General features: G+C 61.3%; 13 protein-coding genes. 9 read left to right on the top strand and 4 right to left on the bottom strand.

Annotated elements, in window-relative coordinates:
- Positions 1-255 precede the first annotated feature (255 nt).
- Genes BLU52_RS13200 through cydB form a run of 4 tightly spaced genes read left to right on the top strand, consistent with a single transcriptional unit; the run spans position 256 to position 3,282 of the window.
- The gene (locus BLU52_RS13200; protein WP_090283826.1) at positions 256-471 is read left to right on the top strand and encodes a hypothetical protein; all 216 of its coding nucleotides are present in this window, start codon (positions 256-258) and stop codon (positions 469-471) included.
- Positions 472-493: 22 nt separating this feature from the next.
- Entirely contained in the window at positions 494-883 is a 390-nt protein-coding gene (locus tag BLU52_RS13195) for a VOC family protein (protein ID WP_090283823.1), read from the top strand.
- Positions 884-891: 8 nt separating this feature from the next.
- Positions 892-2,268, top strand: coding sequence for a cytochrome ubiquinol oxidase subunit I (locus BLU52_RS13190; RefSeq protein WP_090283821.1), 1,377 nt, complete (start codon positions 892-894; stop codon positions 2,266-2,268).
- Between the two features lie 12 nt (positions 2,269-2,280).
- Positions 2,281-3,282: a cytochrome d ubiquinol oxidase subunit II gene (cydB, locus tag BLU52_RS13185; protein ID WP_090283819.1), complete on the top strand. Its 1,002-nt coding sequence runs from the start codon at positions 2,281-2,283 to the stop codon at positions 3,280-3,282.
- Positions 3,283-3,284: 2 nt separating this feature from the next.
- Here cydB and BLU52_RS13180 read toward each other — a convergent pair whose 3' ends face one another.
- Positions 3,285-5,906, bottom strand: a complete 2,622-nt coding sequence (locus tag BLU52_RS13180; RefSeq protein WP_090283817.1) for a bifunctional diguanylate cyclase/phosphodiesterase — start codon at positions 5,904-5,906, stop codon at positions 3,285-3,287.
- 219 nt (positions 5,907-6,125) lie between these two features.
- Between BLU52_RS13180 and BLU52_RS13175 the strand changes: the two genes are divergently transcribed.
- Complete coding sequence (locus BLU52_RS13175; RefSeq protein WP_090283816.1) at positions 6,126-8,321, top strand: OsmC domain/YcaO domain-containing protein; 2,196 nt, start codon at positions 6,126-6,128, stop codon at positions 8,319-8,321.
- Between the two features lie 203 nt (positions 8,322-8,524).
- Complete coding sequence (locus tag BLU52_RS13170) at positions 8,525-8,983, top strand: REP-associated tyrosine transposase (protein ID WP_090283814.1); 459 nt, start codon at positions 8,525-8,527, stop codon at positions 8,981-8,983.
- Positions 8,984-9,162: 179 nt separating this feature from the next.
- On the opposite strand, the gene BLU52_RS13165 is transcribed toward BLU52_RS13170, so the two are convergent.
- From BLU52_RS13165 to BLU52_RS13155, 3 genes are all read right to left on the bottom strand, one after another.
- Complete coding sequence (locus BLU52_RS13165; protein WP_090283812.1) at positions 9,163-9,657, bottom strand: PaaI family thioesterase; 495 nt, start codon at positions 9,655-9,657, stop codon at positions 9,163-9,165.
- 8 nt (positions 9,658-9,665) lie between these two features.
- Positions 9,666-10,823, bottom strand: a complete 1,158-nt coding sequence (locus tag BLU52_RS13160) for a GGDEF domain-containing protein (RefSeq protein ID WP_090283810.1) — start codon at positions 10,821-10,823, stop codon at positions 9,666-9,668.
- Between the two features lie 219 nt (positions 10,824-11,042).
- The gene (locus tag BLU52_RS13155; RefSeq protein WP_090283809.1) at positions 11,043-11,291 is read right to left on the bottom strand and encodes a hypothetical protein; all 249 of its coding nucleotides are present in this window, start codon (positions 11,289-11,291) and stop codon (positions 11,043-11,045) included.
- 165 nt (positions 11,292-11,456) lie between these two features.
- Between BLU52_RS13155 and BLU52_RS13150 the strand changes: the two genes are divergently transcribed.
- The 3 genes from BLU52_RS13150 (at position 11,457) to BLU52_RS13140 (ending at position 25,920) form a co-directional block, all read left to right on the top strand.
- The gene (locus BLU52_RS13150) at positions 11,457-12,101 is read left to right on the top strand and encodes an ATPase (protein WP_090283807.1); all 645 of its coding nucleotides are present in this window, start codon (positions 11,457-11,459) and stop codon (positions 12,099-12,101) included.
- Positions 12,102-12,187: 86 nt separating this feature from the next.
- Positions 12,188-12,529, top strand: a complete 342-nt coding sequence (locus BLU52_RS13145; RefSeq protein WP_090283805.1) for a YajG family lipoprotein — start codon at positions 12,188-12,190, stop codon at positions 12,527-12,529.
- An 893-nt stretch (positions 12,530-13,422) separates the two neighbouring features.
- Positions 13,423-25,920, top strand: coding sequence for a filamentous haemagglutinin family protein (locus BLU52_RS13140; protein WP_090283802.1), 12,498 nt, complete (start codon positions 13,423-13,425; stop codon positions 25,918-25,920).
- The last annotated feature ends 33 nt before the right edge of the window (positions 25,921-25,953 follow it).

Below are 25,953 nucleotides of genomic sequence, written 5' to 3'. Positions count from 1 at the left end.
AACTCCAGCGAACAGGGATGAACAGTGAACAGTGCGACGCAGGAAACAAGCGGGGAAACACATGATGAGCAAGCTTTTTCCCGGCCATGGTCCGCACCGAACGAGGAATAACTTCGCGGATCGGCACTGCACGGTCAATAAACAAATACAGCTACACCGTTGAGCCGTTTCAACCGGACCGTCCATCCGTCGTCTGCCCTGAACCAGCGCCGCAGCGAATCTTTCTACCGGGTGAGTCTTTCAGGAGATACCCCCATGTTCGATCAGCAAAAAAAGGCATCACTGGCGGCTTGGCGCGAACTGGCGGCGCACACACAGGACGATCCGGACCCCGAACACCGCTACGACGAACTGCTCAAGGCCGCCGATGCGATGGAGGAGCAAGGCCTGATCACCAGCGCCGAATGGCGGCAACTGGTGCGCGAGGCCAGCAACCTGTTCACCCATAACGAAGAACAAACCCACGGTTGAATGGCCAGCGGAGGAACTTCCCATGCTCAGTTATCTGTTTATCGGCGCCAATGACGTGGAGCGTTCGGCGGCCTTTTACCACGCGATCCTGACGCCGCTGGGTTATCAGCACGATCGCGAAGAACACGATTGCTTTTACCTGCCCGGCGCCGCTGACAAATCCAATGGACCCGGCAGCGTGCACATCGCCAAGCCTTTCAACGGCGAGCCGGCCACTCCAGGCAACGGCATGATGCCGGCGTTTCGTGCCGAATCACGGCAGCAGGTCGATCAGATTTACAAGACTGGACTCGCCAACGGCGGCAGCGACGAAGGCGCGCCGGGCACCCGCGAGGCTTACACGCCGGACTTTTATGTGGCCTACCTGCGCGATCCCGAGGGCAACAAGCTTGCGTTGTTCTTCAGCGGCTGATTGCCTGCATGGAGCCCGTTGATTCCGCCCTGATGGCGGCCCGCGCCCAGTTCGCAATCACCATCGGTTTTCACATCGTGCTGGCGGCGCTCAGCATCGGTCTGGCCAACTTCCTGATGGTGCTGGAAGCGTTGTGGTTGAAAACCGGGCGCGCGGTTTATCTGGATGTTTATCGCTACTGGTTAAAAGTGTTTGCGCTCAACGTCGCGGTGGGCACCGCGTCGGGGTTGATTCTGGAATATCAGTTCGGGTTGAACTGGTCGCTGCTGGCGGTGCAGGCCGGCGACGTCATCGGCCCGCTGATGTTCTACGAAGTGCTGGCGGCGTTTTTCATCGAAGCGGGTTTTCTTGGCATCATGCTGTTTGGCCTGAAGAAGGTCGGGCCGAAACTGCATTTTTTCGCCACCTGCGCGGTGGCGCTGGGCTCGCTGATCAGTGCATTCTGGATTCTCTCCGCCAACTCCTGGATGCAAACGCCGGCAGGTTATTCGATTGCCTCGGACGGCCGATTCATCGCCGAGGACTGGTGGGCGATCATTTTCAACCCGTCGTTTCCGTATCGTCTGGCGCATATGATCCTCGCCGTGTTCATCGGCAGTGCCACGTTCATTGCCGGCGTCAGCGCCTGGCAATTGCGCAAGGTCGCGCACAATCCCCGCGCCCGCGTGCAGTTTTCCATGTCGTTGTGGCTGATTGTATTGTTGATGCCGCTGCAGATCGTGGTCGGCGATCTGCATGGCCGGCACAGCTTGCAGGTCCAGCCGCAGAAGGTCGCCGCGATCGAGGGTTCCTGGACCCGACCACCCGCAGGCGCCGGCGAACCGTTGCGCCTGCTGGCCTGGCCAGACATGAACGAGCGACGCAATCTGTGGGAATTGTCGATTCCACGCGTGGGCTCGTTGTATTTGCATCACGATTTACACAGCAGCATCGCCGCGCTGGATGAATTCCCGCCGCAAGACATCCCGCCGGTGGCGCCGGTGTTTTTCGCCTTTCGCCTGATGGTCGGGCTGGGCCTGTTGATGCTGGCGCAAGGCGTAATCAGCCTGATCTTGCGCAGGCGTGGGCGCCTGTACAGCGCGCGCTGGTGGTTGAGCGGCTGCGTGTGGCTTGCCCCTGCGGGATTTGTGGCGATGCTCAGCGGCTGGGTCGTTACCGAGGTCGGCCGCCAACCTTTTACGGTGTACGGCTTGATGCGTACGGCGGACAGCCTGTCATCGGTATCGCGTGCGCAAGTGCTCGGTTCGACGTGGTTGATCCTGCTGTTCTATCTATTGATTTTCGCCATCGGCCTGTGGGTGTTGCTGCGCTTGCTGCGTGAGCCACCGCATGCCAATGAGCCGGGACCGCAACCGACCCTGGCCGACGAAACCGGGCATTCTTGAGGATGCGTTCGCATGGACACTGACTGGCTGACCCTGCTGTGCGCCGCCGCGCTGGCATTCTCAGTGATGAATTACGTGATTCTCGACGGCACCGATCTTGGCGTTGGCATGCTCATGGGCGTGACCGCTTGCAGCCGCGAGCGCCGGGCCATGGCGGTGACGATTTTGCCTGTCTGGGACGCCAACGAGACATGGCTGGTGCTCGGCGGCGGTGGGTTGCTGGCGCTGTTTCCGCTGGCCTATGCGATTTTGCTACCGGCCCTGTATGTGCCGTTTATTGTGATGTTTCTGGCGTTGATCGCGCGAGCGGTGGCGCTGGAGTTTCGTGACCATGCGTCCAATGAACGTCACAAAAGGGCGATCGACAGGGTGTTGATGGTTGCATCGTTGCTGACCGGGTTCGTCCAAGGGATGGTGCTCGGTACGCTGGTTCAGGGCGTCGCGCATCGCGATGGCCAATATAGCGGCGATGGCCGCGAGTGGCTCAGTGCTTTTGCGTTGTTCTGCGGTGTGGTGCTGGTGCTCGGCTATCTGTGGCTGGGCGCCTGCTGGCTTTATTGGCGCACGATGGATCAATTGCAGCAGCGCTCGGCGCGCCAGGCCCAAGTCCTGGCATTGATCGTTGTGCTGTTGTTGCTGGCACTGGTTGTGTGGACTGCCACGTTGTATCCGCAGTACACACGTCGCTTGATGGATGTACGGCTGTGGTTGCCGGCGGGGTTGCTCCTCGGCGTTTCACTGCTGGTCTTTGCCATGGGCTTTCGCAGCCGCGGGGATTTCCTGCCTTTGTTCGCTGCACTGGGTGTCTTCGTACTGGCGTTCACCGTGATGCTGGTCGCGCTGTTCCCCTACATTATTCCGCCGGACCTGACCTTGAGCGCCGCAGCGTCGAGCCCGAACAGTCAAACATTCATGCTCATCGGTTTTGCCGTGCTGGTACCGCTGACGCTGGCCTATAACACGTTCGGCTTCAAAGTCTTCAGCGGCAAGGTGCGGGTGGCCGGGCAGGGCTGACCTCAGGTCACCCGGCCCTTTCTGCTGGTCGTACTGCTTACTGGCGACAGGCGTGAGGCTTGCAACAGTTCGGCAAACGCGGCTTTGTCGATCGGCCGGCTCATGAAGTAGCCCTGGACTTCGTTGCACTGGTCGACGCCAAGGATATCCAGCTGTTCTTCGGTTTCGACACCTTCTGCGGTCACGGTCAGCCCCATGGCTTTACCCAGCCCGATGATCGCCTGCACCACCGCGCGATCATTGGCGCCGCTGCTGATCGAGGCGATAAAGCGTTTGTCGATCTTGATGCCATCGAAGGGGTAAGCGCGCAGGTAGCCGAGCGAGGAATAACCGGTGCCGAAATCGTCCATGTTCAGGCGCACGCCGAGTTCCTTCAGAGCGTTCATGGTCGCGAGCGCGCCATCGGTATCGTTGAGCATGACGTTTTCGGTGATCTCCAGCTCCAGGCGACTGGCCGGGAAGCGCGTGGCGACCAGCACCTCGCGTACATCCTCAACCACATCGCTGACCGCAAATTGCGCCGGCGACAGATTCACCGACAACAGCACATCCTCCGGCCACGCCAGCGCTGTTTCGCAGGCTTCGCGCAACACCCAGCGCCCGAGCGGTACGATCAGATCGGTCTGTTCGGCCAGCGGGATAAACACGTCCGGGCCGAGCAGGCCCTTGGTCGGATGCTGCCAGCGCACCAGCGCTTCGACCGAGACGATCTGCTTGCCGTCGACCTTGTAGCGCGGCTGGTAATGCAGGATGAATTCGTTGTGCTTGAGCGCGTGGCGCATGTCGTCTTCCATCTGCCGACGTGTCTGGATCTGATCGCTCATGTGCGCTTCGAAATAGCACCAGGTGTTCTTGCCGTCTGATTTGGCTTGGTACAGCGCAATGTCGGCATAACGAATCAGATCACTCGGCACGTAGCCGTGGCGCCGACTCAGCGCGATACCGATACTGGCGCCGATGTGCAGTGGATGTTCTTCGAACACGATCGGCTGGTGCAGGCTGCCGATCAGGCGCGTGCAGAACTTGTCGATCTCGTGATGACTGTCCATGCCGTTGAGCGCGACGATGAACTCATCGCCGCCCAGACGCGCGACGAGGTCATGTTCGCGGGTGCATTCGCGCAGGCGTGCGGCGACTTCCTGCAATACCGCGTCGCCGGCCGGATGCCCGAGTGAATCGTTGATCGGTTTGAAATTGTCGAGGTCGATCATCAGCAACGTCAGCGGCAGCGCGTGTTCCTTGAGCAACAGGGCTTCATCCAGATAACGTGCGAGCTTGTTGCGGTTGGGCAGGCCGGTCAGGGCATCGTGCATCGACAAGTGCTGGATCTGCGCATGGGCGGCCACTTCGTCGGTGATGTCGCTGGCGGTGCCGCGATAGCCGACGACGTCGTGCTGATGGACGATTGGCCGCGCCGACAGTCGACAGTGGCGCGGCTGGCCAGAGTGGTCGCGGTAGGTACAGCGCAAATCGCCGCTGCTGGTTTCTTCGCTGAGCTTGCGCAGCCACAGGTCCAGCGGTGTGGTGTCGCACGACAGCAGTTCGCCGACAGGCTGACCCAGCCACAGGGTTTGCGGGTAACCGGTGACTTCACTGAAGCGTGCCGACAGGTAGGTCAGCAACAGGTCGCGATCGACTTCCCAGATCCAGTCCGAAGCCGCCTCGGCCACGGCACGAAAACGTTCTTCACTGGCCTCAAGCGCATGGTTGGCACTTTCGAGAGCGAGGTTGGAGGCTTGCATCGCTTCGATGCTGTTATCGACATACTGTGAGGAGCGCAGCGCGTGGCGGAAAAAATACGCAGTCAGCAGCATCAGCACCACCAGCGTCGCGCCAAGTGGCGGGATCAACGACCACAACAATTGCTGGCCGGGCCGCTGCAGATCGGCAATCAGGCTGTAACCGGTGCTGTCGAGCGCCACCCTCGGCTGATGGCTTTCAATGGTGTCGTCCGGGGCCAGCGTCAGGTTGGTCAGGCCGTATCCACTGCCGATCTTGCGCAGCTTGGTCGGGGTCAGTTTGTCAACGAACACCAGCACCGAGGTATTTCTCAGTTCGTCGAGCGGGCGCTCGTCGTTGGGGATGATCGGTGCTGCGGTGATCAGCGCCGGCCAGCCCTCGAACAGCGAATAAGTGGCCACCGGTTTGGTCAGATCCGGCTGGTTCAGCGCCTGTTCCAGCAAGGCTGCGGCTGGCACCTGCAATACCTCGGAAATGTCGGTCTCGACCATTTGCCCGCGAATCACCGAGTATTTGGTGCGATTGCGATCAATCACGAAAACGCCGTCATAGCCGTCGCTGGTGAACATGGTTTTGCCCATGTTCTGCTCGGCGTAGGCCCAGTCCGTATCCACCGGCCCGCTCAAATGTTCATACGCGGTGGTCCAGTAGGCGTAGCTGGTGATGTAGTTTTTGGTGGCGGTGATACGGTTTTCCAATGCTCGCGCCGAGTAGAACTGGTTCTGTTCGACGTCTTTTTCATCAAGCTGATTGGCGATGCCGAGGAGGGCGCTGACCGCGGCGATGACGCCGGCAATAAACAGCGCGCCGACGGCGATGGCCAAGCGGCGGGTGACCGCACGTTGCGGGCTCGGCAGGGGTGGCGCAGAAGCAGAAACGGCCATGTGCTCGTCCTTGATCCGGTGTCTTCTGAATCTAGAACAACGGCGCGGGCACATTGTTCAGATTGTTGTCATGGATGACGACGCGTTGCTTCGAAGTGTAGCGAATTTGCCGAAATCGCTAGTGTCGCCGGCGGGCGGCGAATCCCGAAAGCACAAGACATCGCGCGCAAAAGCCGGATAATGGCGGCCATTCGTTTAGCCGTATTCTGGTAATCCCGCATGGAAATCAAGGTCAACTTTCTCGACAACCTTCGACTTGAAGCCAAGTTCGACGACTTCACGGTGATCGCCGATCAGCCCATTCGTTACAAGGGTGATGGCTCGGCACCGGGGCCGTTCGACTACTTTCTGGCGTCGTCGGCGTTGTGCGCGGCTTACTTTGTGAAGTTGTACTGCGATACGCGCAATATCCCCACGGAAAACATTCGCCTGTCGCAAAACAACATCGTCGACCCGGAAAACCGCTACAACCAGATCTTCAAGATCCAGGTCGAGTTGCCGGCGGACATTTCCGACAAGGATCGCCAGGGCATCTTGCGTTCGATCGACCGCTGCACCGTGAAGAAAGTCGTGCAGACCGGCCCGGAATTCATCATTGAAGAAGTCGACAACCTCGACGCCGATGCGCAGGCCTTGCTGATGCCACATTCGGGGTCTGACGCGGGCACCTACATCGCCGGTAAAGACCTGCCGCTGGAGCAGACCATTGCCAACATGTCGGGCATCCTCGCCGACCTCGGCATGAAGATCGAAATCGCTTCGTGGCGCAACATCGTGCCCAACGTCTGGTCGCTGCACATCCGCGATGCGCATTCGCCGATGTGCTTCACCAACGGCAAGGGCACGACCAAGGAAGGCGCGCTGGCTTCGGCGCTGGGCGAGTTCATCGAACGGCTTAACTGCAACTTCTTCTACAACGACCAGTTCTGGGGCGAAGAGATCGCCAACGCCGAATTCGTCCATTACCCGGACGAAAAATGGTTCAAGCCCGGTGCGAAAGACGAGTTGCCGAGCGAGATCCTCGACGACTACACCTTGGAGATCTACAACCGCGACGGCGAACTGCGCGGCTCGCACCTGTTCGATACCAATTCCGGCAACACCCAGCGCGGCATCTGCTCGCTACCGTTCGTGCGTCAGTCGGACAACGAAGTGGTGTACTTCCCGTCGAACCTGATTGAAAACCTCTACCTGAGCAACGGCATGAGCGCCGGCAATACCTTGGCCGAAGCGCAGGTGCAGTGCCTGTCGGAGATTTTCGAACGCGCGGTGAAACGCGAAATTCTCGAAGGTGAAATGGCCCTGCCGGACGTGCCGCAAGCGGTGCTGGAAAAATACCCGAGCATCCTCGCCGGTATCAAAGGCCTGGAAGAACAGGGCTTCCCGGTGTTGGTCAAGGATGCCTCGCTGGGCGGCGAATTCCCGGTCATGTGCGTGACCCTGATGAACCCGCGCACTGGTGGCGTGTTCGCCTCGTTTGGCGCGCACCCGAGCCTTGAAGTGGCGCTGGAACGCAGCCTGACCGAATTGCTCCAGGGCCGCAGTTTCGAAGGCCTCAACGACCTGCCGCAGCCGACATTCTCCGGCCAGGCCGTGACCGAGCCGAACAACTTTGTCGAACACTTCATCGATTCCAGCGGTGTGGTGTCGTGGCGTTTCTTCAGTGCCAGACCCGACTTCGAGTTTGTCGAGTGGGATTTCTCCGGTCAGGGCGAAAACTCCAACGCCGAAGAAGCCGCGACGCTGTTCGGCATCCTTGAAGACATGGGCAAGGAAGTCTACATGGCGGTCTACGAGCACATCGGCGCCAAGGCCTGCCGCATCCTCGTGCCGGACTATTCGGAGATCTACCCGATTGAAGATCTGATCTGGGACAACACCAACAAAGCCCTGCAATTTCGCGCTGACATCCTCAACCTGCACAACCTGAGCAAAGTCGGCCTGCGCAACCTTGCCCAAGGTCTGGAAAACAGCGAGCAGGACGATTACACCGACATCACCACGCTGATCGGCATCGAGTTCGACGACAACACGCCGTGGGGCAAACTGACGATCCTCGAACTGCGCCTGCTGATCTACCTCGCCCTGCAGAAGTACGAACAAGCCAAGGACCTGGTCGAAGCCTTCCTGCAATACAACGACAACACCGTCGAACGCGGTTTGTTCTATCAAGCAGTCAACGTCGTGCTGGAAATGGAACTGGACGAAGATCTGCAACTGGAAGACTACGAAGCAAACTTCCGACGCATGTTCGGTGATGAGCGCATGGACGCAGCGATTGGCTCGGTCAACGGCAGCGTACGCTTCTACGGACTGACGCCGACGAGCATGAAGCTGGAAGGGCTGGATCGGCATTTGCGTTTGATTGAGAGTTACAGGAAGTTGCATTCGGCGCGGGCGGCATTTGCGCGCTGATTCCCCGTTAAAGAAGCACCGTCGGGTGCTTCTTTAACGCGCTATTCGTTTTCTGACACATCCCGTGAATACTCCAAAAATCCCTGTGGGAGCTAGCCTGCTAGCGATTGCCATTCACCAGACACATCCTGCCAAACGTCTGCCGATGCGTAGTCATTCAAGCCAACTAGCCTTCTCCTGAACACTTAAGGGAGGGGCACGGAATGCCCGATTCACCTTCATCACACCGTCTGCGTCACGGCCGCTACGCTGAATGCAACCGCATCTACTTGCTGACCACCAACACGTACCGCCGCATCCCGGTATTCCGGGACTTCGCTCTGGGGCGCCTGGTAGCGGAGCAGTTGCAGAGTGCGCATGATCATGGCGTGGTTAATTCATTGGCATGGGTCGTCATGCCTGATCATTTCCATTGGTTGGTAGAGCTACAGCAAGGGTCGTTGGGCGATCTGATGCAGAAAACCAAGTCGTTGAGCACTAAAGCGGTGAACAGAAGTGCTGGCTTCAAGATAACCCTTTGGCAGAAAGGCTTTCATGACCGGGCCTTGAGGCGTGAGGAGGAACTGGTGAACGTGGCGCGCTATGTTGTAGCCAACCCGTTGCGAGCAGGGCTGGTTAAAAAGCTTGCCGACTATCCGCTGTGGGGCGCTATCTGGGCTTGAACTGAGACCCGGTTGCCGCCATCGCTAGCAGGGCTAGCTCCCACAAGGTATGCGGAAATCAGAATTCCGGGATCGGAATACATTGTCTGAGGCGCTCCCATAACCTGTGGGAGCTAGCCTGCTAGCGATGAAGGCCACTCGGTCGATCAGTCTATCGCAAAAAATTTTGATACAAGGCTTCAACGCCCATGCGCCGCATCCGCCAACTGTCCGGTATCCACCCGCACGAACACCGAATCGCCTACCGCCGTCAGCACTTCCCCTGTATACACCTCGCAAATCACCCGCGTTTTGCGCCCGACTTCACCGTCAACTCTGGCCCGCAAGATCAGCGTCACGCCCATCGGTGTCGGTTTGATGAATTTGATGCCCAGATTGCCGGTGACACAGTCGATGCGCGGCAGGCTGCCGGCTTCGCGGTGTTCCGCGCGGTAGTGGTAGGCCATCGCCGTCCAGTTGGAGTGGCAGTCGACGAGCATGGCGATCAGCCCGCCGTAAACCAGATCCGGCCAGCCGCAATATTGACTGTCCGGCAAATGTTCGGCGATGACGTGGATGCCGTCGTCGTGCCAGCGGCTTTTGACGTGCAGGCCATGCGGGTTGCGGCCACCGCAGCCGTAGCAGACGCCTTCAGGGGCAGCGAGATCTTGCAGTGGCGTGTCGAGGCTGGACATGTTTTTTATTATCCTGAAGTGGTGAGCCCGGTCAGACGAAGGCGATTGCGCCCGCCGCGTTTGGATTCGTAGAGCGCCAGATCACCTTGTTCGATCAGTGCCGCGAGGCTGGCCGGGGCCGTGTCGAATGCGGTGGCGCCGATACTCAGGGTGACCGCGGCTGACGTGGCAAAGGTTTGTGAGGCCATGTTCAAAAACTGATCGCGCAGGCTGTCGCCGAGTTCAACGACGCGCTCACTGGAGGTGTTGTTCAACAGAATGACAAACTCGTCACCGCCGAGTCGTGCCGTTAAGGCATTGCGCGGTAGTGTCGCTAGGATCATTTCACTGAGGGCGATGAGCAAACGGTCGCCGGCGGTGTGGCCGAAGTGGTCGTTGACCAGTTTGAAATTGTCGATGTCGATCAGCAGCAGGGCGCCCGGCTGTTGCGGCGACACTTGTTGCAGCAGGCGCGGTGCGCGTTTTTCCAGCGCGCGGCGGTTGTACAGGGCGGTCAGCGGGTCGCGCTCGGCAAGGCGGGCGATCTGTTTTTCCCGGCGATAACGTTCGGTGCCGGTCATCGATAACGCGATCAACATGATCGCCATTGCGCCTTCGACCAGGGAAATCTGAATGATCTCGCCGCGAAACGCCGCCAGATCGATCAACGTGCCGGGTATCACCACGGTCAGCGCTTTGGCCACGTAGAACAGGCCATGGCCGAGCAGCACATAACGCAGTTGCACTGCGCCGACGCTCAGCGATTTGCCGTGCGGGCGCAGCAGCGAGCTGGCTTTGAGCGTCGGGATCGCCACCAATAGCGAATTGGCCACCAGCATGGCTTTCGACCACAGCGGCCCGTCCGGTAACAGGAGCATTACCAGCCAGATCAGGAACACCAGATACCAGGCCGGCGACAGCCGTGTCTGGGTAAAACGCGCCACGCCGAGCAGAAAAAAGAAGTGCGCGGTCACCAACAAGCCATTGGCGAACCAGATGCCAAGCCACAGGAAGCCGCTGCTGCGCAAGAGGGCGAGAGTGGAGCCCACGCTGATCGTGGCGAAACCGGCGCTCCAGAACAGCAGCGAAGATTCACGAATACTGCGCCATTCGACCGCCAGGTACAGCGCGGCAGCGGCTGCAAGTGCGATGGTGATGGTGAGCATCGTTGGCGGGTCGAGCAGCATTTACGGGCGGGCCTGTCTGATTGGGCGGTAAGACCGGCGATTGTAAGCGTTCAGGCGGATTTTTCGCAGAGGGCGCGGTCGGCCTGCACCGCCGCGCCTTGGCTTATTGGCTGGCGTCGAGCACCACGCGGTAGCGTGCCTTGCCACTGCGCAAGTGGTCGACCGCCTCGTTGACCTTGCTCATCGGGAGCATCTCGACCTGCTGGCAAGTCTAGACGGTCATGGCGCGGGCGCGAGCCAGGTGTCCACCACTCGACGATCCAGTTCTTCCCAATAAGCCATACCCAACACGCGCGTGGTGTTGAGCCCGCGCAGGTAACCGCGCAACTGGTTGGCAGTGTCTTTGATCAGTTGTGGATCGAGGCGGTTTTTGTCCAGCAACACACTTTCGTACTGCACCAGATACTCGGCCACGCGCTCGCGATATTCGGGAAAAACCGCGTCACGGATCAGGTCAAACGTTCTCAAGGCAAACCTCACGGGTTTTTGTCGTTGTATTGGAGTGTCTCGCAGTCTGCGCGAGTGCAACTATTGCTAGAAGTAATAGTGACCATCAAGAAACGCAAGTTCTGCTTTGTCGGCAATCGGCGGAAAATCGCCTCCATCGACCACGCCGCTCAAGGAAATTGCGCGATGAACATTCTGCCCCGACTGGCTTTGCTCGCCCTGCTGACAGCGGGCGCGATGTTTACCGCACCGACCTATGCAGCCGACGCCGGGGCGTGCCATTTCCAGAGCCTGGGTGGCAGCAGCGCGACCTTGCAGCATTCGCAAACCGTTGGCGTGTTGCTCAGTGCAAACACGCTGGACAATCTGCAATATCTTGAGCGTTATCACGACATGGCGGCCAATGGCGCGAAAGATGCGTTGGATTCGCGGATTCGTGAAGCATTTGTCGGCAGCTCCGATCCGGAACTGGCGATCGACTGGCTGGTGAGTTCGTTGCAACAGCAATTTCTGTCGGTGACGGTCTACGACAACCTCGATGCGCTGGTGCAGGCGCATCCGGACGTGGTGGTCCAACTCGATACGTTCAATCGGTTGTTGACCCAGCGTAACAATCTGGTCGAGGCGCGTTTTACCGCACGTTTCTACGACGCCGACCTGCAATACATCGGCAAGGCTGAAGGCGCGGTGGAAAAACAGCTGCCTTCGGTGTGGGTGCATGACCAGGCCGCGCCGGCGATTGCGGCGCAGATCGACAAACAGCGCGACCTGCAATTCGATGCCTTGAAGCAATTCGATGTGTCGCTCAAGGCCCTGGTGGCGTCGAGCTGATCTCTCAAAACATAAATGGCAACGGCGGCTCCGTGAGGCTGGACCGTTGCCGGTTGAACCGAACCTTTATTTTCAGGATTACCCCGATGCGTCTTTTATTCGTCCCTGCCATGGCTATTGCTTCTTTGTTGCTCGCCGGTTGTGCTTCGGCGCCGAACAATCCGAGCCTGACCTTGCAGACCAGCAAGACTCCAGAGCAGTACGCCGAGTGCGTGGTGCCGAAGTTGCAGGGCAGTGCGCTGCACCCGACGGTTTCGCAGACCCAGCGCAGTTATCGGATTGTGGTGCCGAGCAAGATTTCCGCGGACAACGTGCTTGAGGCTTACAAGGCGGGGAATGGCGGCAAGGTGTTCATTTATGAGCGGCATTTGCTGGCGTCTAATTTGTTGCCGTCGAGTTTTGAGCGGGCGGCGCAGGATTGCATCTGATTTTTTGATTTGGCTGAGCTCCTTTGGTTGGCCGCAACCAACCAATTCCTTTGCCCCATGCCTTTTGGTTTTGGGGCTTTTTTTTGGCTGTTTGGTTGGGTGAATATCCGTTTTTTCGGGTGCTGCGGCTGGTGGTTTCGCCCTTACGGCGAGTCCCTTTTTCAGACGCCAAAAAGGAACCAAAAGGCTTTGCTCCTGCGTTCGGCCCTCGCAGGCTCGGGTCCCTTCGCTCCGGGATCGATCCGGGCGCAGCGGCTACGGTTTGCTGCGCTGCACCTCCTTCCGCTGTGTCTGGCTGCGCCAGACGGTCGCTGCGCTCCCACGCCCGGATCAATCCCTCCACTCAGCCTTCCGATGTCGCCGGTGACGCAAGATCAAGATCAAAAGCACGCGAGCTAACGCTCATTGTTGAGTGGTGAAGAGCAGGGTGGTTGGCTTTGGTTTTGTTGTGTGGCTGCCCCTCACCCCAGCCCTCTCCCCGAGGGAGAGGGAGCCGATTTGTGGGCCGTTCAAAACCTGAGTTCGACTCGCTATTGCACGTCAGCGTAACTCTCGCATCCCCTGCGGTCAGTCCCCTCTCCCTCCGGGAGAGGGCTAGGGTGAGGGGCTTTTGATTTTGCTCTCAAGTCTGCATGCGACTCGGTATTTCACGCCGGCAATTCCCTGCCAATCACCTCGGTCAGTCCCCTCTTCCTCTGGGAGAGAGCCAGGCGGGCGGCGTTCTGGTGTGGGACTTTTGATTTCCAGCGTAGTTTCCCGCCCAGTTACTCCCCCTTCATGAAGTTTGTGTGACATCCGTTCGGTCGTGGTCCTTGCCAACTGCCTATGTCGTAACAGCAGGTCTATGCATGCCTGCAGCCATGTGTGGCAGTCAACAAAAGGATCTCGTAGTGATGCTCGCTCGCCCGTCCCGTCGTCGTTCCAACGTTCAGTCATCCAGGCGTGAAATCGTCGAGCCGGCGCTGTGGCTGCTCAAGCCGTTGGCGCAGGCGGTGGCGTTGTGTCTGGTGGCGGGTGGGGCGCAGGCGCAGACGGCGTTCAATTCGGCCTGGTTTGCGGCCAAAGGCGCGGCGCAGCAGGCTGCGGCGGCGCGGCCGGGTGGGGGTGGGTTGCCGGGGATGACGCCGCCGCTGGCGCAGCAGCAGAAGGCCAATCAGCAATTGCAGCGTTCGATTCAGACGCTCAACAACACGGTCGCGGCGATTGCTGCGCAGCAAGCGGCGCAGGCGGCTGGGCGGGCGGCGGCGTTGGGGACGGTGCAAGGGGTGCCGGACGGGCTGGGTGAGGGCGGCTTGAAGGTCGATAACAGCCTCGCCCAAGGCTGGCAGAACGCCAAAGGTCCGCAGCAGACCCAGAGCGGCGGCAAGACCACGGTGAAGATCGAACAGACCGCCGACAAGGCGATCCTCAACTGGGAAACCTTCAACGTCGGACGCAACACCACCGTCGAATTCGCCCAGCAATCTAACTGGGCGGTGCTCAACCGGGTCAACGATCCGAGCGCGCGGCCAAGCCAGATTCAAGGCCAGATCAAGGGCGACGGCACGGTGATGCTGATCAACCGCAACGGCATCGTGTTCAGCGGCAGCAGTCAGGTCAACGTGCGCAATCTGGTGGCCGCGGCGGCGAATATCACGGACATCCAGTTCCGTGACCGCGGGCTGTATTTTGACAGCAACGGCACGCAGCCGACCTTCACCGAAGCGGCCGGCAAGGTGCTGGTGGAGCGCGGCGCGGCCATCGAAACCCACAAACCGGCGGCCTCGACCGATGCCGGCGGCTACGCGTTATTGCTCGGCCATGAAGTACAGAACGACGGCAGCATCAACACCGTCAAGGGCCAGACCGTACTCGCCGCCGGTGACCGCTTCTACATCCGCAAAGGCTCGGGCACCGAGGGCAATGCCCTGTCGACCACGTTCGGCAGTGAAGTCATTCCGGGGTTCAAAGCCGGGGCGGCTGCCGGCAAGGTCACCAACAACGGTCTGATTCAGGCGGCGACCGGTGACATCACCTTGGCCGGTCATGAGGTGGTGCAAAACGGCGTCTTGCTCGCCAGCACTTCGGTCGCGACGCGCGGCACGATTCACCTGAGCAACCCCGGCACCGACGCCACTGGCAGCATCACGCTGGGACAGGGCAGTGCCACGGCGGTTCTGCTCGACAGCAGCGACCTGACCGCCCTCGATAGTCAGCATGACGCGGCGCTGACCGGCGTCAACGCCAACAACCGCATTCGGGGCGATCAGTCGCGTATCGAGGTCCAGAGCGGTGGCACCGTCGAATTCCAGAATGGCTCGATTACCCTCGCCACTGGCGGCCAGGTGGCTGTCAGTGCACAGCGCCGCAGCCTGGTGCGTGATGGCGCGATGATTGATGTGTCCGGAGCCCTCGGCGTCAAAGTGGCAATGGAAAACAACAGCATCAAGATCAACGTGCAGGGCAACGAGCAGCGCGATGCCTCGGGCAACCGTGACAAAGGCGCGCTCAACAGCAATGACATCTGGGTCGACGTGCGCGAACTGGTTTACGTGCCGGCCGGCACCAACGGCTACGCCACCGACCGCTGGTACACGGCAGGTGGCTTGCTCGAAGTCGGTGGTTATCTCGGCACCCAAGGTCACAGCGTTGGCGAGTGGATGGCCCAGGGCGGTACGGTGAGTTTTGCCGGCAACGACGTAGTCACCGAGAACGGTTCGCTGATCAACCTGTCGGGCGGTACCCTCGATGTGCAGAGTGGCGAAGTGCGGCAGAGTTGGCTGCGTGGCGAGGATGGCAAACTCTATGAAGTTTCCCGCGCTCCCGGGGATTTGCTCTACACCGGGCTGTACAAGGGATATGAGGATCACAGTGAACGCTGGGGTCAGACCAGCGTTTTTTACAATCCGCTGATTGCCCCGCGCTCACGGTTCGAGTCGGGATACACCGTCGGCCGCGACGCCGGGCAACTGGTGGTCGCCACCGCCAACGCGGTGCTCGAAGGGCAGATGGTTGGCGAGGTGTACCAGGGCGAGCGGCAGAACCAGGCGCCGAAACCTCAGCTCGATGGCTACGATCAGAGCCAGACGGCGCTGGCGCGGCGTGCGCAATGGATCGTCGGCCGTTATGAGCCGACCTATGTCGCGGCGGCGGGCGGCTTGTTGTACACGCTCAATCCGACGCTCGATAAAGTGCAGATCGGTGGCGAACGTCCGGTCGGCGGCAGTGATCTGGATCTCACCGGTGCGGTGGCCGATGCACGCAAGGGCGCGTTGTTCCTCGATAACGAGCAACTCAACGGTTTCCGCCTCGGCGCGCTCAAGGTCGCGGCCAGGGATCAGGTCGTGGTCGATGGCGCGCTCACGGTCGATAACGGCGGCGACATCACCCTGTATGCGCCGGATGTGCAGATTGGTGCCGATCTGACCGCGCGTGGCGGCAGTCTGCGGCTGGGCAACGTACTCAATCAGTTCCTCAGCAGCGGTACCACTGACACCCGCCTGACGGCGAAGGATGGCAAGGCGACGCAAGTCACCGTCACCGAGGGCGTGCGGCTTGATGCCCGTGGTCTGTGGAGCAACCTGCGCACCAACCCGGACGACAGCGCCAGCCTGGCGTACCTCAATGGTGGTCTGCTGTCGATTCGCAGCAGTGGCGATATCGACATCGGCGCCGGCAGCCTGCTGGACGTTTCTTCCGGTGGCGCCATTCTCGCCAATGGCAAGTCCCGGGGCGGCAAGGGCGGTGACCTGACGCTGGAGTCCAGTGCCATTTCAGCGCCTGGCCAGACGCATCTCAAGCTTGAAGGCGATTTGCGCGGTTACGGTGTCACCGGTGGCGGAACTTTGACGGTGCAGGCCAACAAGATACGCGTCGGGCAGACTGACAAAGCGCTGGCAGACCATACCCTGCAAGTGTCTGCCGACTTGTTCAATAAAGGTTTTTCCGCTTACAACCTCATCGGCCTGAGCGGGCTGCAGGTTGCCGAAGGCGCCGCGATCGACGTGAGCCTGCCGGTGTACCGCTTTACCGAGCAAGCGCTGAATCTGGCCAGCGCTGCCGACCCTCGGGCGGCGCTGGAACTGTGGACACCACCGCTGTTTCAGCAAGATCCGCTCAAAGGCGTGCTGACACAACGCGGCGGCGCCAGTCTGACCCTGCAAGGCGGGGCCAGCCTGATCGGGCTGATCGATGCCGCCAACAGCACGTTGACCCTGGACCGCGGATCGCTCATCAGCGTCGATCCGGGGCAGCGCATCACGCTGCGTGGCGCCGGGCAGATTACGGTCGACGGTGAACTGAACGCCTGGGGCGGCACCATCGATATCCGTCAGCAGCAGTTCGGCTCAATCAATCCGACCACGTCCACTCAACAGGCCGACCCGAAGGCGCACGAGCGTTCGATCTGGATCGGTGCACAGGCTGTACTCGACGTTGCCGGGCGCGCCAGCACGGCGATCGATGCGATGGGCCGAACCTACGGCCAGGTCGGCAAGGGCGGCAGTATCATTATTGGTGGCGAGGTCGATGCAACAGCCGCCACCGCCACGGCAGCCGATGCCTACGTGATTGTTCGCCAGGGTGCGCGGCTCGACGCGTCCGGTAGCGAGGCGGTGCTCGACGTTGCGGGCCAGGGCCCGACCCGTGTCGCCAGCGACGGCGGACGCATCAGCCTGAGTTCCTACAACGGGCTGTTCATCGACGGTGATTTGCGCGCGGCGGCCGGTGGTCTCGGCGCGGCGGGTGGACGTCTGGAGCTGGCGCTTGAAACGCCGTTGTATGCGGACTCGGCGAACAACGCGGTACGCGCGCCACGGGAAATGATCATCGGCCAAAGCGCCGCTGACCAACCGTTGGCGGTGGATCTGCAACCGGGCGAGGCTGCCGATGGCTTGCGTTATGGGCAGACGCGCCTGAGTGCGGACAGCTTGATGGCCGGCGGTTTCGATAACCTGACTCTGTTCAGCAACGGTCTGCTGTCGTTTGACGGTGATGTCGCTCTGCAGATGAATCAGAGCCTCAATCTTTATGCCGCAGCGCTGTCGCTGGCTGAGGATTCGAAGGCGACAGCCCATGTCGAGTTGAGCGCGCCGTACCTTCGGCTGTCAGGCGTCGGCAGCTACTTCGCGGGCGTTGGCTTAATGCGTCCGCGACTGCTACTCAATCCAACGACGAAGCTGGCCGACGCAACCTTCAGCGCATCGGCCAATCTGCTGGATTTGCGCAATGGCCTGTCATTCGGCACCCAGGGTTCGATCGCGCAACTGCAGGCTCCGGCGGTTGAATACAGCCGCCGCGCGTTTGGCCGGGTGTCTTTGAACAGCAGCGGTGACCTGCGTTTCCTCGCGCCGAACGATGGCGCACCGAAAACCCGACTATGGACGCCGGGTGACCTGGACCTGGGCGCAGCGCAGATTTATCCGGCAACCGGTGTGCAGGCTGAGGTACGCGTCGGTTATCAAGGCCCGATTGCCACTTCCTCACACACATTGCGTATCAGCGGTCACGGACCGGCACCCGCGGCTTTGCCGTACTCGGTCTTCGGCAGTCTGAGCCTGGCAGCGGGCACCATTGAGCAGGGCGGGGTCATCCGCGCCCCATTGGGTCTGATTACAGTGGGTGACGATGTGGTCACCAAAACCCGCGAAGTGCGTCTGCTGCCGGGCAGCGTGACGTCCGTCAGCGGCGCCGGACTGGTGATGCCTTACGGCGGCACTACCGATGGCATCGATTATCGCTACGACGGCAAGTCTGTGGTGTTGAACGGCGTCACCGGTGATACCGACGGTGTTGTGCTGAACTCGCAATTCATTGATGTACAGAGCGGCGCGCTGATCGACCTGTCAGGCGGCGGCGATTTGCGTGGCGCCGGATTCGTTTCCGGGCGCGGCGGCTCGACCGATGCACGTTTCAACCCGCTGGTACGCAATGCCAGCGACGGCAGCTTCAGCCTGCCGGGGCTGGCGAGCAACCCGGTGTACGCCATTGTTCCGGGCAATCAGAGCGTTTACGCGCCGATTCTGGCCGAGGCAGGTGCGGTCGACCCGCGTATCGGCCAGCAGATCACCCTCGGCGCAGGCGTGCCGGGGTTGGCGGCGGGCACCTACACCCTGTTGCCATCCACCTTTGCGCTGTTGCCGGGGGCGTTCCGGGTCGAGGTCAACGGTCAGGCCACAGCAGGCGCGATGACTTCGGCGTTGCCATTGCGCAACGGTTCGTGGGCCGGTAGCGGGCAATTGTCGATTGCAAACACCGGAGTCCGTGACAGCCTCGCCAGCCAGGTCATCCTGACTTCGGCGGATGTGTTGCGGCGGTACTCGCAATACAACGAAACCGGGTTCACGCAGTTCGTTCAAAGCGATGCGGCCCGCCGTGGCATACCTCGCGCACTGGCGCCGATGGATGGCAAAACGCTGGACATGCGTTTAAGCGCCGGTGGCGAGCAGGACATCGCCCTGCAGTTCAACGGGCAGGCGTTGTTCAAGGGGGCCGAGGGTGGCTTTACCGGTACGGCTGCGATACGCGGCGGCAATGCCGGCGCTGACATCGAAGTACTCGGCACGGGGCGTGCGCCGACTGAGGATTTCGCCGGTGTGTCGCTGTATGCCGATTCGCTGAACAACCTCAACGCCGCGCGCTTGACCCTCGGTGCATTGCCCAAGGTTGTGTACAACACCTCACCCAACCTCATCGAGTTCACGGGCACCAGCAACAATATCGTCCTGCGCGAAGGCGCGATTCTGGCTGCGCCGGAGGTCATCTTGCGCACCACTTCGACCCTGGGTGGCATCACCGTCGAGGCAGGTGCCGGGATCAATACCCTGGGGCATGGCAAGGTGGCTTACGATTCGACCGCCGGCTATCTGTATCAGCCGCGCAATTCCAGTCTGTTGCTGGCTTCCAACGGCTGGACCAACGTGCTGGCGCCAGAGGTGGCGAGCGGCATCACGGGCGCCGGCAGTATCCGCATCGGCACCTGCGCGACGGATCTGTGCAGTGCGCCGGCAGTGCTTTATTCGACCGGCAGCATTACCGCCGCCACGGACAATCAGTTCGAACTCAGTGACGCGGTGCGTTTCGGCACCCGGCATCTGGCGTTGTCGGTCGGTGCGGTGAATGCCGGCAGTGCCGAGGCATTGGCCGCGGCAGGTAATCGCGTACCGGCCGGCCTGACGCTCAATCAAAATGTCCTCGACCGTTTGCTGCGCGGCGATACGCAGGCCGGTGCGCCGGCCCTGGAAACTCTCAGTCTCACCACCCGCGATGCATTCAATTTCTTTGGCAGCGTCAGCCTCGATACCCTCGATCCGCAGACCGGCCAGAGCAAACTGCAGAATCTGGTACTGGTCACGCCCGCGATCCATGGTCTGGGCGATGCCAGCGATGTGGCGAGCATCCGCACCGCCAGTCTGATCTGGAACGGCGCCACGCAGAGCCCTGGCGGTGTCATTACCGACGGCGCCGGCACGGGCAGCGGCACCCTGGACATTCAGGCACAACGCATCGAACTGGGTTACGGGCCGATGCCGCAGGCCAGTGGTCTGGATCAGAACCATCGTCTGGCGCTGGGCTTTGCCAATGTCAACCTGACGGCCAGCGAGCGCATCACCGCCAATCACAAGGGCAGCCTCGTGGTGTATCAGGAGCAGGGCGCTTATGACCCGGTCAAGGGTTACAGCTACAGCGGCGGCAACCTCAATCTGCGTACGCCGCTGCTCACCGGTGAGGCGGCGTCGGTCAACCTGCTCAAGGCCGGCAATAACCTGACGCTCAATGGCGGCGGGGCTTCCGGTGTTGCGGATGCTTTAGGTGCAGAGCTCAATCTCGAGGCCCGCAGTATCGTTCTCGACAGCCGTATTGCCCTGGCCAGCGGCAAACTGACGGTCAAGTCCGAAGAGGATCTGAATCTGGGTAGCGGCGCGGTGCTGGATCTGGCCGGTCGTACCTTGCCGTTCAACGATGTGAACAAATACAGCTGGGGCGGTGATGTGTCGCTGTACAGCGCCAACGGCAACATTCGGCAGGCGGCAGGCTCGCGGATTGATCTGTCGGCGAAGAACAATCAGGCCGGTCATCTCAGCGCCATCGCGTTGGCTGACGCGGCGGGAACTGTCGATTTGCAAGGACAGGTCCTTGGCGGCAGCAGCGGTTATTACGATGCGGGCGGCACGTTCGTGCCGTACAAGGCCGGTGGTGTGGAAATCCGTGCGCAACGGCTGGGCGGCGATGCCACTGAGCAGTTCGCAGCGCTCAATCAGCGCCTGAACGCCGGGCAAGTATTCGGCAGCCGCAGCTTGCAGCTCAAGCAAGGCAATCTGCTGATCGGCGATGGCCTCAAGGCGAGCGAGGTCAACGTTTCGCTGGACAACGGCAACCTGACCGTTGCGGGTCTCGTAGACGCCAGTGGCGAGCGCGTCGGCAGTATACGCCTGTCGGCCAAAAACGGCCTGACCCTCACCGGCAACAGCGTCCTCGACGCTCACGGTCGCGTGTTGCGCGTCGACAGTTATGGCGAAATCATCGATGCGCCGAACCGCGCCACCGTCGAGCTCAACTCCGGTGAAGGCGTGCTGACGCTGGCCTCCGGTGCGCGGATCGACCTGCGTCACGGCACCGATGCCGTGCCGGGCAGTCTGGCCGGACAAAACGATGGCATGTTGCGCGGTACGCTGGAGCTGAATGCGCCGCGCCAGGGCAGCAATGACATCGCCATCGATGCCAGCGGTGCGCTGACGATCCAGGGCGCACGCTCCATCGGCCTCAACGGCACCCGTCGCTATACCGATGCCCGCGATGGCGTCGATGAGGCGGTCAGCGGTCGGCCGTATCAAGTGATCGATCAGGCCATGCTCGATCGCATTCACACCGACAGCGACACGTTCATCAATGCAGCACTGAACAACACGGACCTGCTGCAACGCAAACTGGCTGGCCTGAACAACGCCACCTATGCGGACGCTTTCCACCTGCGCCCCGGCGTGGAAATTGCCAGCAAAACCGCGGACGGCGATCTGGTGGTGGAGGGCGATCTGGACTTGTCCGGTTATCGCTACGCCAGCCTCAACCGGCACACACAATTGAACCCGTCGGTTTACGGTTCCGGTGAGGCCGGCAGCCTGGTGATTCGCGCCGGTGGCAACCTCGATATCTATGGCAGCATCAACGACGGCTTCGCGCCGCCGCCGGAAACCGTCGATGACGCTGGCTGGAAACTGATTGCCGGCGTGCAACCGTTTGGCGGTGATCTGATCGTGCCGGGCAGCGGTGTTTCGCTGGCCGAAGGCACGCAGTTTCCGATCGGCGCCACGCTCAATTACGACGTGACGATTCAGGGCGCGGTCCTGGCCAGTGGCACCTTGCTGCCGACGCAGGCGGTGCTCGCCGAAGCGTACACCTTCAGCGCCGGTACGGTGCTCGCAGGCGCCATCCATGACCCGAGCGGCAACTTGCTGTACGCCGCCGGTACGTTGCTGAGCGAGAGCGTGACATTGCCCGCGCAAACGCGTCTCGGCGCTGGCATTCGCCTGAACAAGGCGACCGCTCTGCAAGCCATGAACTGGCCCAAAGGCGTGCCGTTGCCTGGGGTTTACGACGCCGATCTGCTCAGCGTCTCCGGGGTCAAACTCAGTGGTTCGCTGGCGTTGCTGCGCGGTTCGCTGATTCCGTCGATGACTGATGTGAAACTTGCCGAGGGCACGTCGCTGATTGAACTGCGACCGTTTACCGGCGAGCAGCAAGGCAAGAACTGGGCAGTGGCAAGCATGTTGCCTTCCGGCAGCGCGTCGTGGTCGATGCGCGTGGTGGCGGGAGCGGACCTTGATGCTGCCGACAGCCGAACGGTAAAACCGCTGACAGCCGAAGGCAATCTGCGCCTGGCGGATAGTCACTACGGGGTAAAGGTCACCACCGAGGCCGGCAAGCGGGTCTGGGCCGCTGGCAACCAGTATGGATTCCCTGAGTTCGAGCCGGTGTCCGAGGAATATCTCGTCCTGTGCGATATAGAACCGGGCGACTGCGCGCCCATGGCCCGCTGGGTCTGGGCACCGGGCAGCGGAATGGGCGCGGACTACGAGCCGGTGCCGGAAGAATATTACGTGATCTGCGATCTGCAACCGGAGCTGTGCATTGGCAACAACCCCGGGAAAACCGCCAAGGCCCATACGCAGATGTTCAGTGTTTTGCGCACCGGTACCGGCGATCTCGATCTGATGGCGGCTGGCAACCTGAGCATGGACTCGCCGTTTGGCGTGTACACCGCCGGCACCCAGTCGGCGAATATCGACCCGCTCTACAACCAGCCGCGCGGGTATCTTTCGGACAGCAATTCGGTGCTCGGCAGCGCTGGCACCGATTATGAAAAGTGGGTCAACGGTGGGACTGATAGCCTCTATCAGGCCTGGTACCCGCAGTTGGGCGGCAACCTGACGCTCAATGCCGGCGGCTCGGTGTCCGGCGATTCGGTGGGCACCAAAGTGTCCTCGCTGAACGGTGGCTTTCGCGAACAGATGGCGAGTGCCGCCGTCGGTAACTGGCTGTGGCGCCAGGGCACGGGCGATGCGGGCATGCCTACAGCCTGGTGGATCAACTTCGGCAGCTATGGCAGCCAGCTGATTTCAACCGGGAACAACAACACCGAACCGTACCTGGTGGGCTTCACCGGCTTCGGCACCCTGGGCGGCGGCAACATCAGTCTGCGCGCCGGGGCAGACGTCGGCATGCTCAAACCGTTGGGTGATGCGATCAATTACCCGCGCGGCCAAGGAGTGATCCTCGCCGTCGGCAGCACCGGGCGAGTCGGCAGCGATGGCAGTGTGCAAATGACCGGGGGCGGCGACATGGATATTCGCATCGGCGGTGTGCTCAACCCGTCGCTGCAAGCGCGCGCCAGCAAGACCGGCATCGGCAAGCCGACCCATGATCTGCAAGGCGCGTTGATCAACCTGCGCGGTGCCGCGCAATTGAACGGCGGTGCGCTGGGCGGCATCAACCTGCAATACGGTGCGTTGGCGCACGTCAACGATTCACGGGAAACACGTCCGTTCGATCCCTTCACGGCAACCGTAGGCAGTGCGTCTGGTGGCCTGGTGCTGATACCGGGCGATTCGGCCATGCAGCTCAACAGCCGCGGTGACCTGGTGTTGGGCGGGGCGACAGATCCGGGTCGCGTCAGCCTGACCAATGCCTCGCCGGTCTATGACGACACTGGCAGCGTTACCCAGGGCGGCGTACTCAGTGGTTTCTCGCTGTGGACCGAGCACACGGCAATCGACCTGTTCTCAGCCGGCGGCAACCTGGCGCCGAGCACGCAAATCGGCGAATTCAGCGAGTTCGGCAGGTTGATCAGCGGCCGTAATACCTCACCGACCGACGGCCGCTTTGTCTATCCGTCCATATTGCGTGCGGTGGCAGGGCAGGGCTCGATTTATGCCGGGCCATCGGCGACGTTTACCAACCTGCAAAACCCGCTGACGGCTTACTCATTGCTTCTGGCACCGTCGCCATCGGGGCAGCTCGAGCTGCTGGCCGGGGATTCCATTTATGCCGGCGGTTACGCCATCAACCAGTCCGGGGCCAGTCCTTCGGCGATTGCCACGCCGTTCAATCCGGCCTTCAATACTTTCGCCACAAACACCTCCGGCAAACCGCAGAGCAGCAACTACAGCAGAGACGGCGTACTGCCGGACAGCAACACGCGTTATCCATTGTTCGCGTTCGGTCCCGACAGCTATTCGGAACTGAACGGCGGTCGGGCATCGGCACGGTTCTACGCCCTGACCGGCGATCTGGTCGGGGTTCGCAGTGGCGAAACCTTGAGTTTCGGAACGAGCAAGCGCACCTGGTATGAAGCGGCAGGCCCGGTGTGGATGGTAGCGGGGCGTGACATCGTGGCTTCCGGGACTTACCTGGGGCAGCCCACGCCTGTGCAGGCAGATGAGATAGGTGTCGGGCAGGAAGTCATCACCTCGTCCGGCAACGTATTTGTGCACAACGATCCGCATGACGTTTCGCGCGTTTGGGCCGGGCGCGACATTCTCTACAGCAGCTTCGATATTGCCGGGCCTGGCACACTGGACGTCAATGCCGGACGCAACATCGTCATGGAGGACCGCGCCAGCATCACCAGCCTTGGCTCAATCGTGGCGGGAGACAACCGTCCGGGCGCCAGTGTGGTATTGCAGGCCGGCATCGGCGCGCAGGGGCCGGATTATTCGCGCTTCGTCGCGCGGTATCTGACGCTGCAAAATCTGGCCAATCCCGATGCTTCGTTAAGCGCGCAGCCAGGCAAAGTGGTCAAGACCTACGTCGACGAGCTGCAGAACTGGCTGACCCTCGGTTACGGCTTCAGCGGCAACGCCGAACAGGCACAAGCCTTCTACGCCGCGCTGCCGAGTGCCGAGCAAGCGATCTTCGCGCGTCAGGTGTACTTCGCCGAACTGCGCGCCGGTGGCCTGGAATACAACGACGCCGACGGTCCTCGCCAAGGCAGTTATCTGCGTGGCCGCAACGCGATAGCTGCGTTGTTCCCGACCACTGATGTTGCCGGCAATGCGATCCGTTATGACGGCGACATCACGCTGTACGGCGGAGCAGGGGTCAAGACCCTGTTCGGCGGCGACATTCAGATGCTCACCCCGGGCGGTGGTCAGGTGTTCGGCATCGAAGGTGCAGCACCGCCGTCCACGGCCGGGATCATCACCCAGGGCTCGGGCAACATTCAGCTGTATTCGCAAGGCAGCATTCTGCTCGGGCAGAGCCGGATCATGACCACCTTCGGCGGCTCGATTCTCGGCTGGTCGGCCGAGGGCGACATCAACGCCGGTCGCGGTTCGAAAACCACCGTGGTCTACACCCCGCCAAAACGTGTCTACGACACTTGGGGCAACGTCACGTTGTCGCCATCGGTGCCGAGCACCGGCGCCGGTATCGCCACGCTCAACCCGATTGCCGAAGTGGCACCGGGCGATATCGACCTGATCGCGCCGCTGGGCACCATCGATGCGGGCGAGGCGGGGATTCGTGTGTCGGGCAACGTCAACATCGCCGCCCTGACGGTGGTCAACGCCGCGAACATTTCGGTGCAGGGCAAGGCGACCGGTGTGCCGGTGGTGTCGGCGGTGAATACCGGCGCGATCACCTCGGCCAGCTCGGCAGCCTCTTCTGCCACGCAAGCGGCGGAAGATGTGGCGCGGCAGCAACAAGCGGCGGCGCGGCAGAATCAGGCCTCGGTATTTACCGTGCAGGTGTTGAGCTTCGGCAACGAACAGCTCACACCCTCGCGCGATGGCGCCAGCCGCGCACCGGCGCCGGGGTACAACCCGAACAGCCCGGTGCAGGTACTGGGCGCCGGGGCGTTGGATGAACAGGCCAGGCAGCAGTTGACCGAGGAGGAACGTGGGCAGCTGACGTTGTAAGAGGACTCTCGTGCAGTACGTTTGGGCGACCGG

This window comes from Pseudomonas granadensis (assembly GCF_900105485.1).
Taxonomy (GTDB): domain Bacteria; phylum Pseudomonadota; class Gammaproteobacteria; order Pseudomonadales; family Pseudomonadaceae; genus Aquipseudomonas; species Aquipseudomonas granadensis.
Note: the sequence above shows the minus strand (reverse complement) of the source record. Positions and strands in the feature narration are given on the sequence as shown.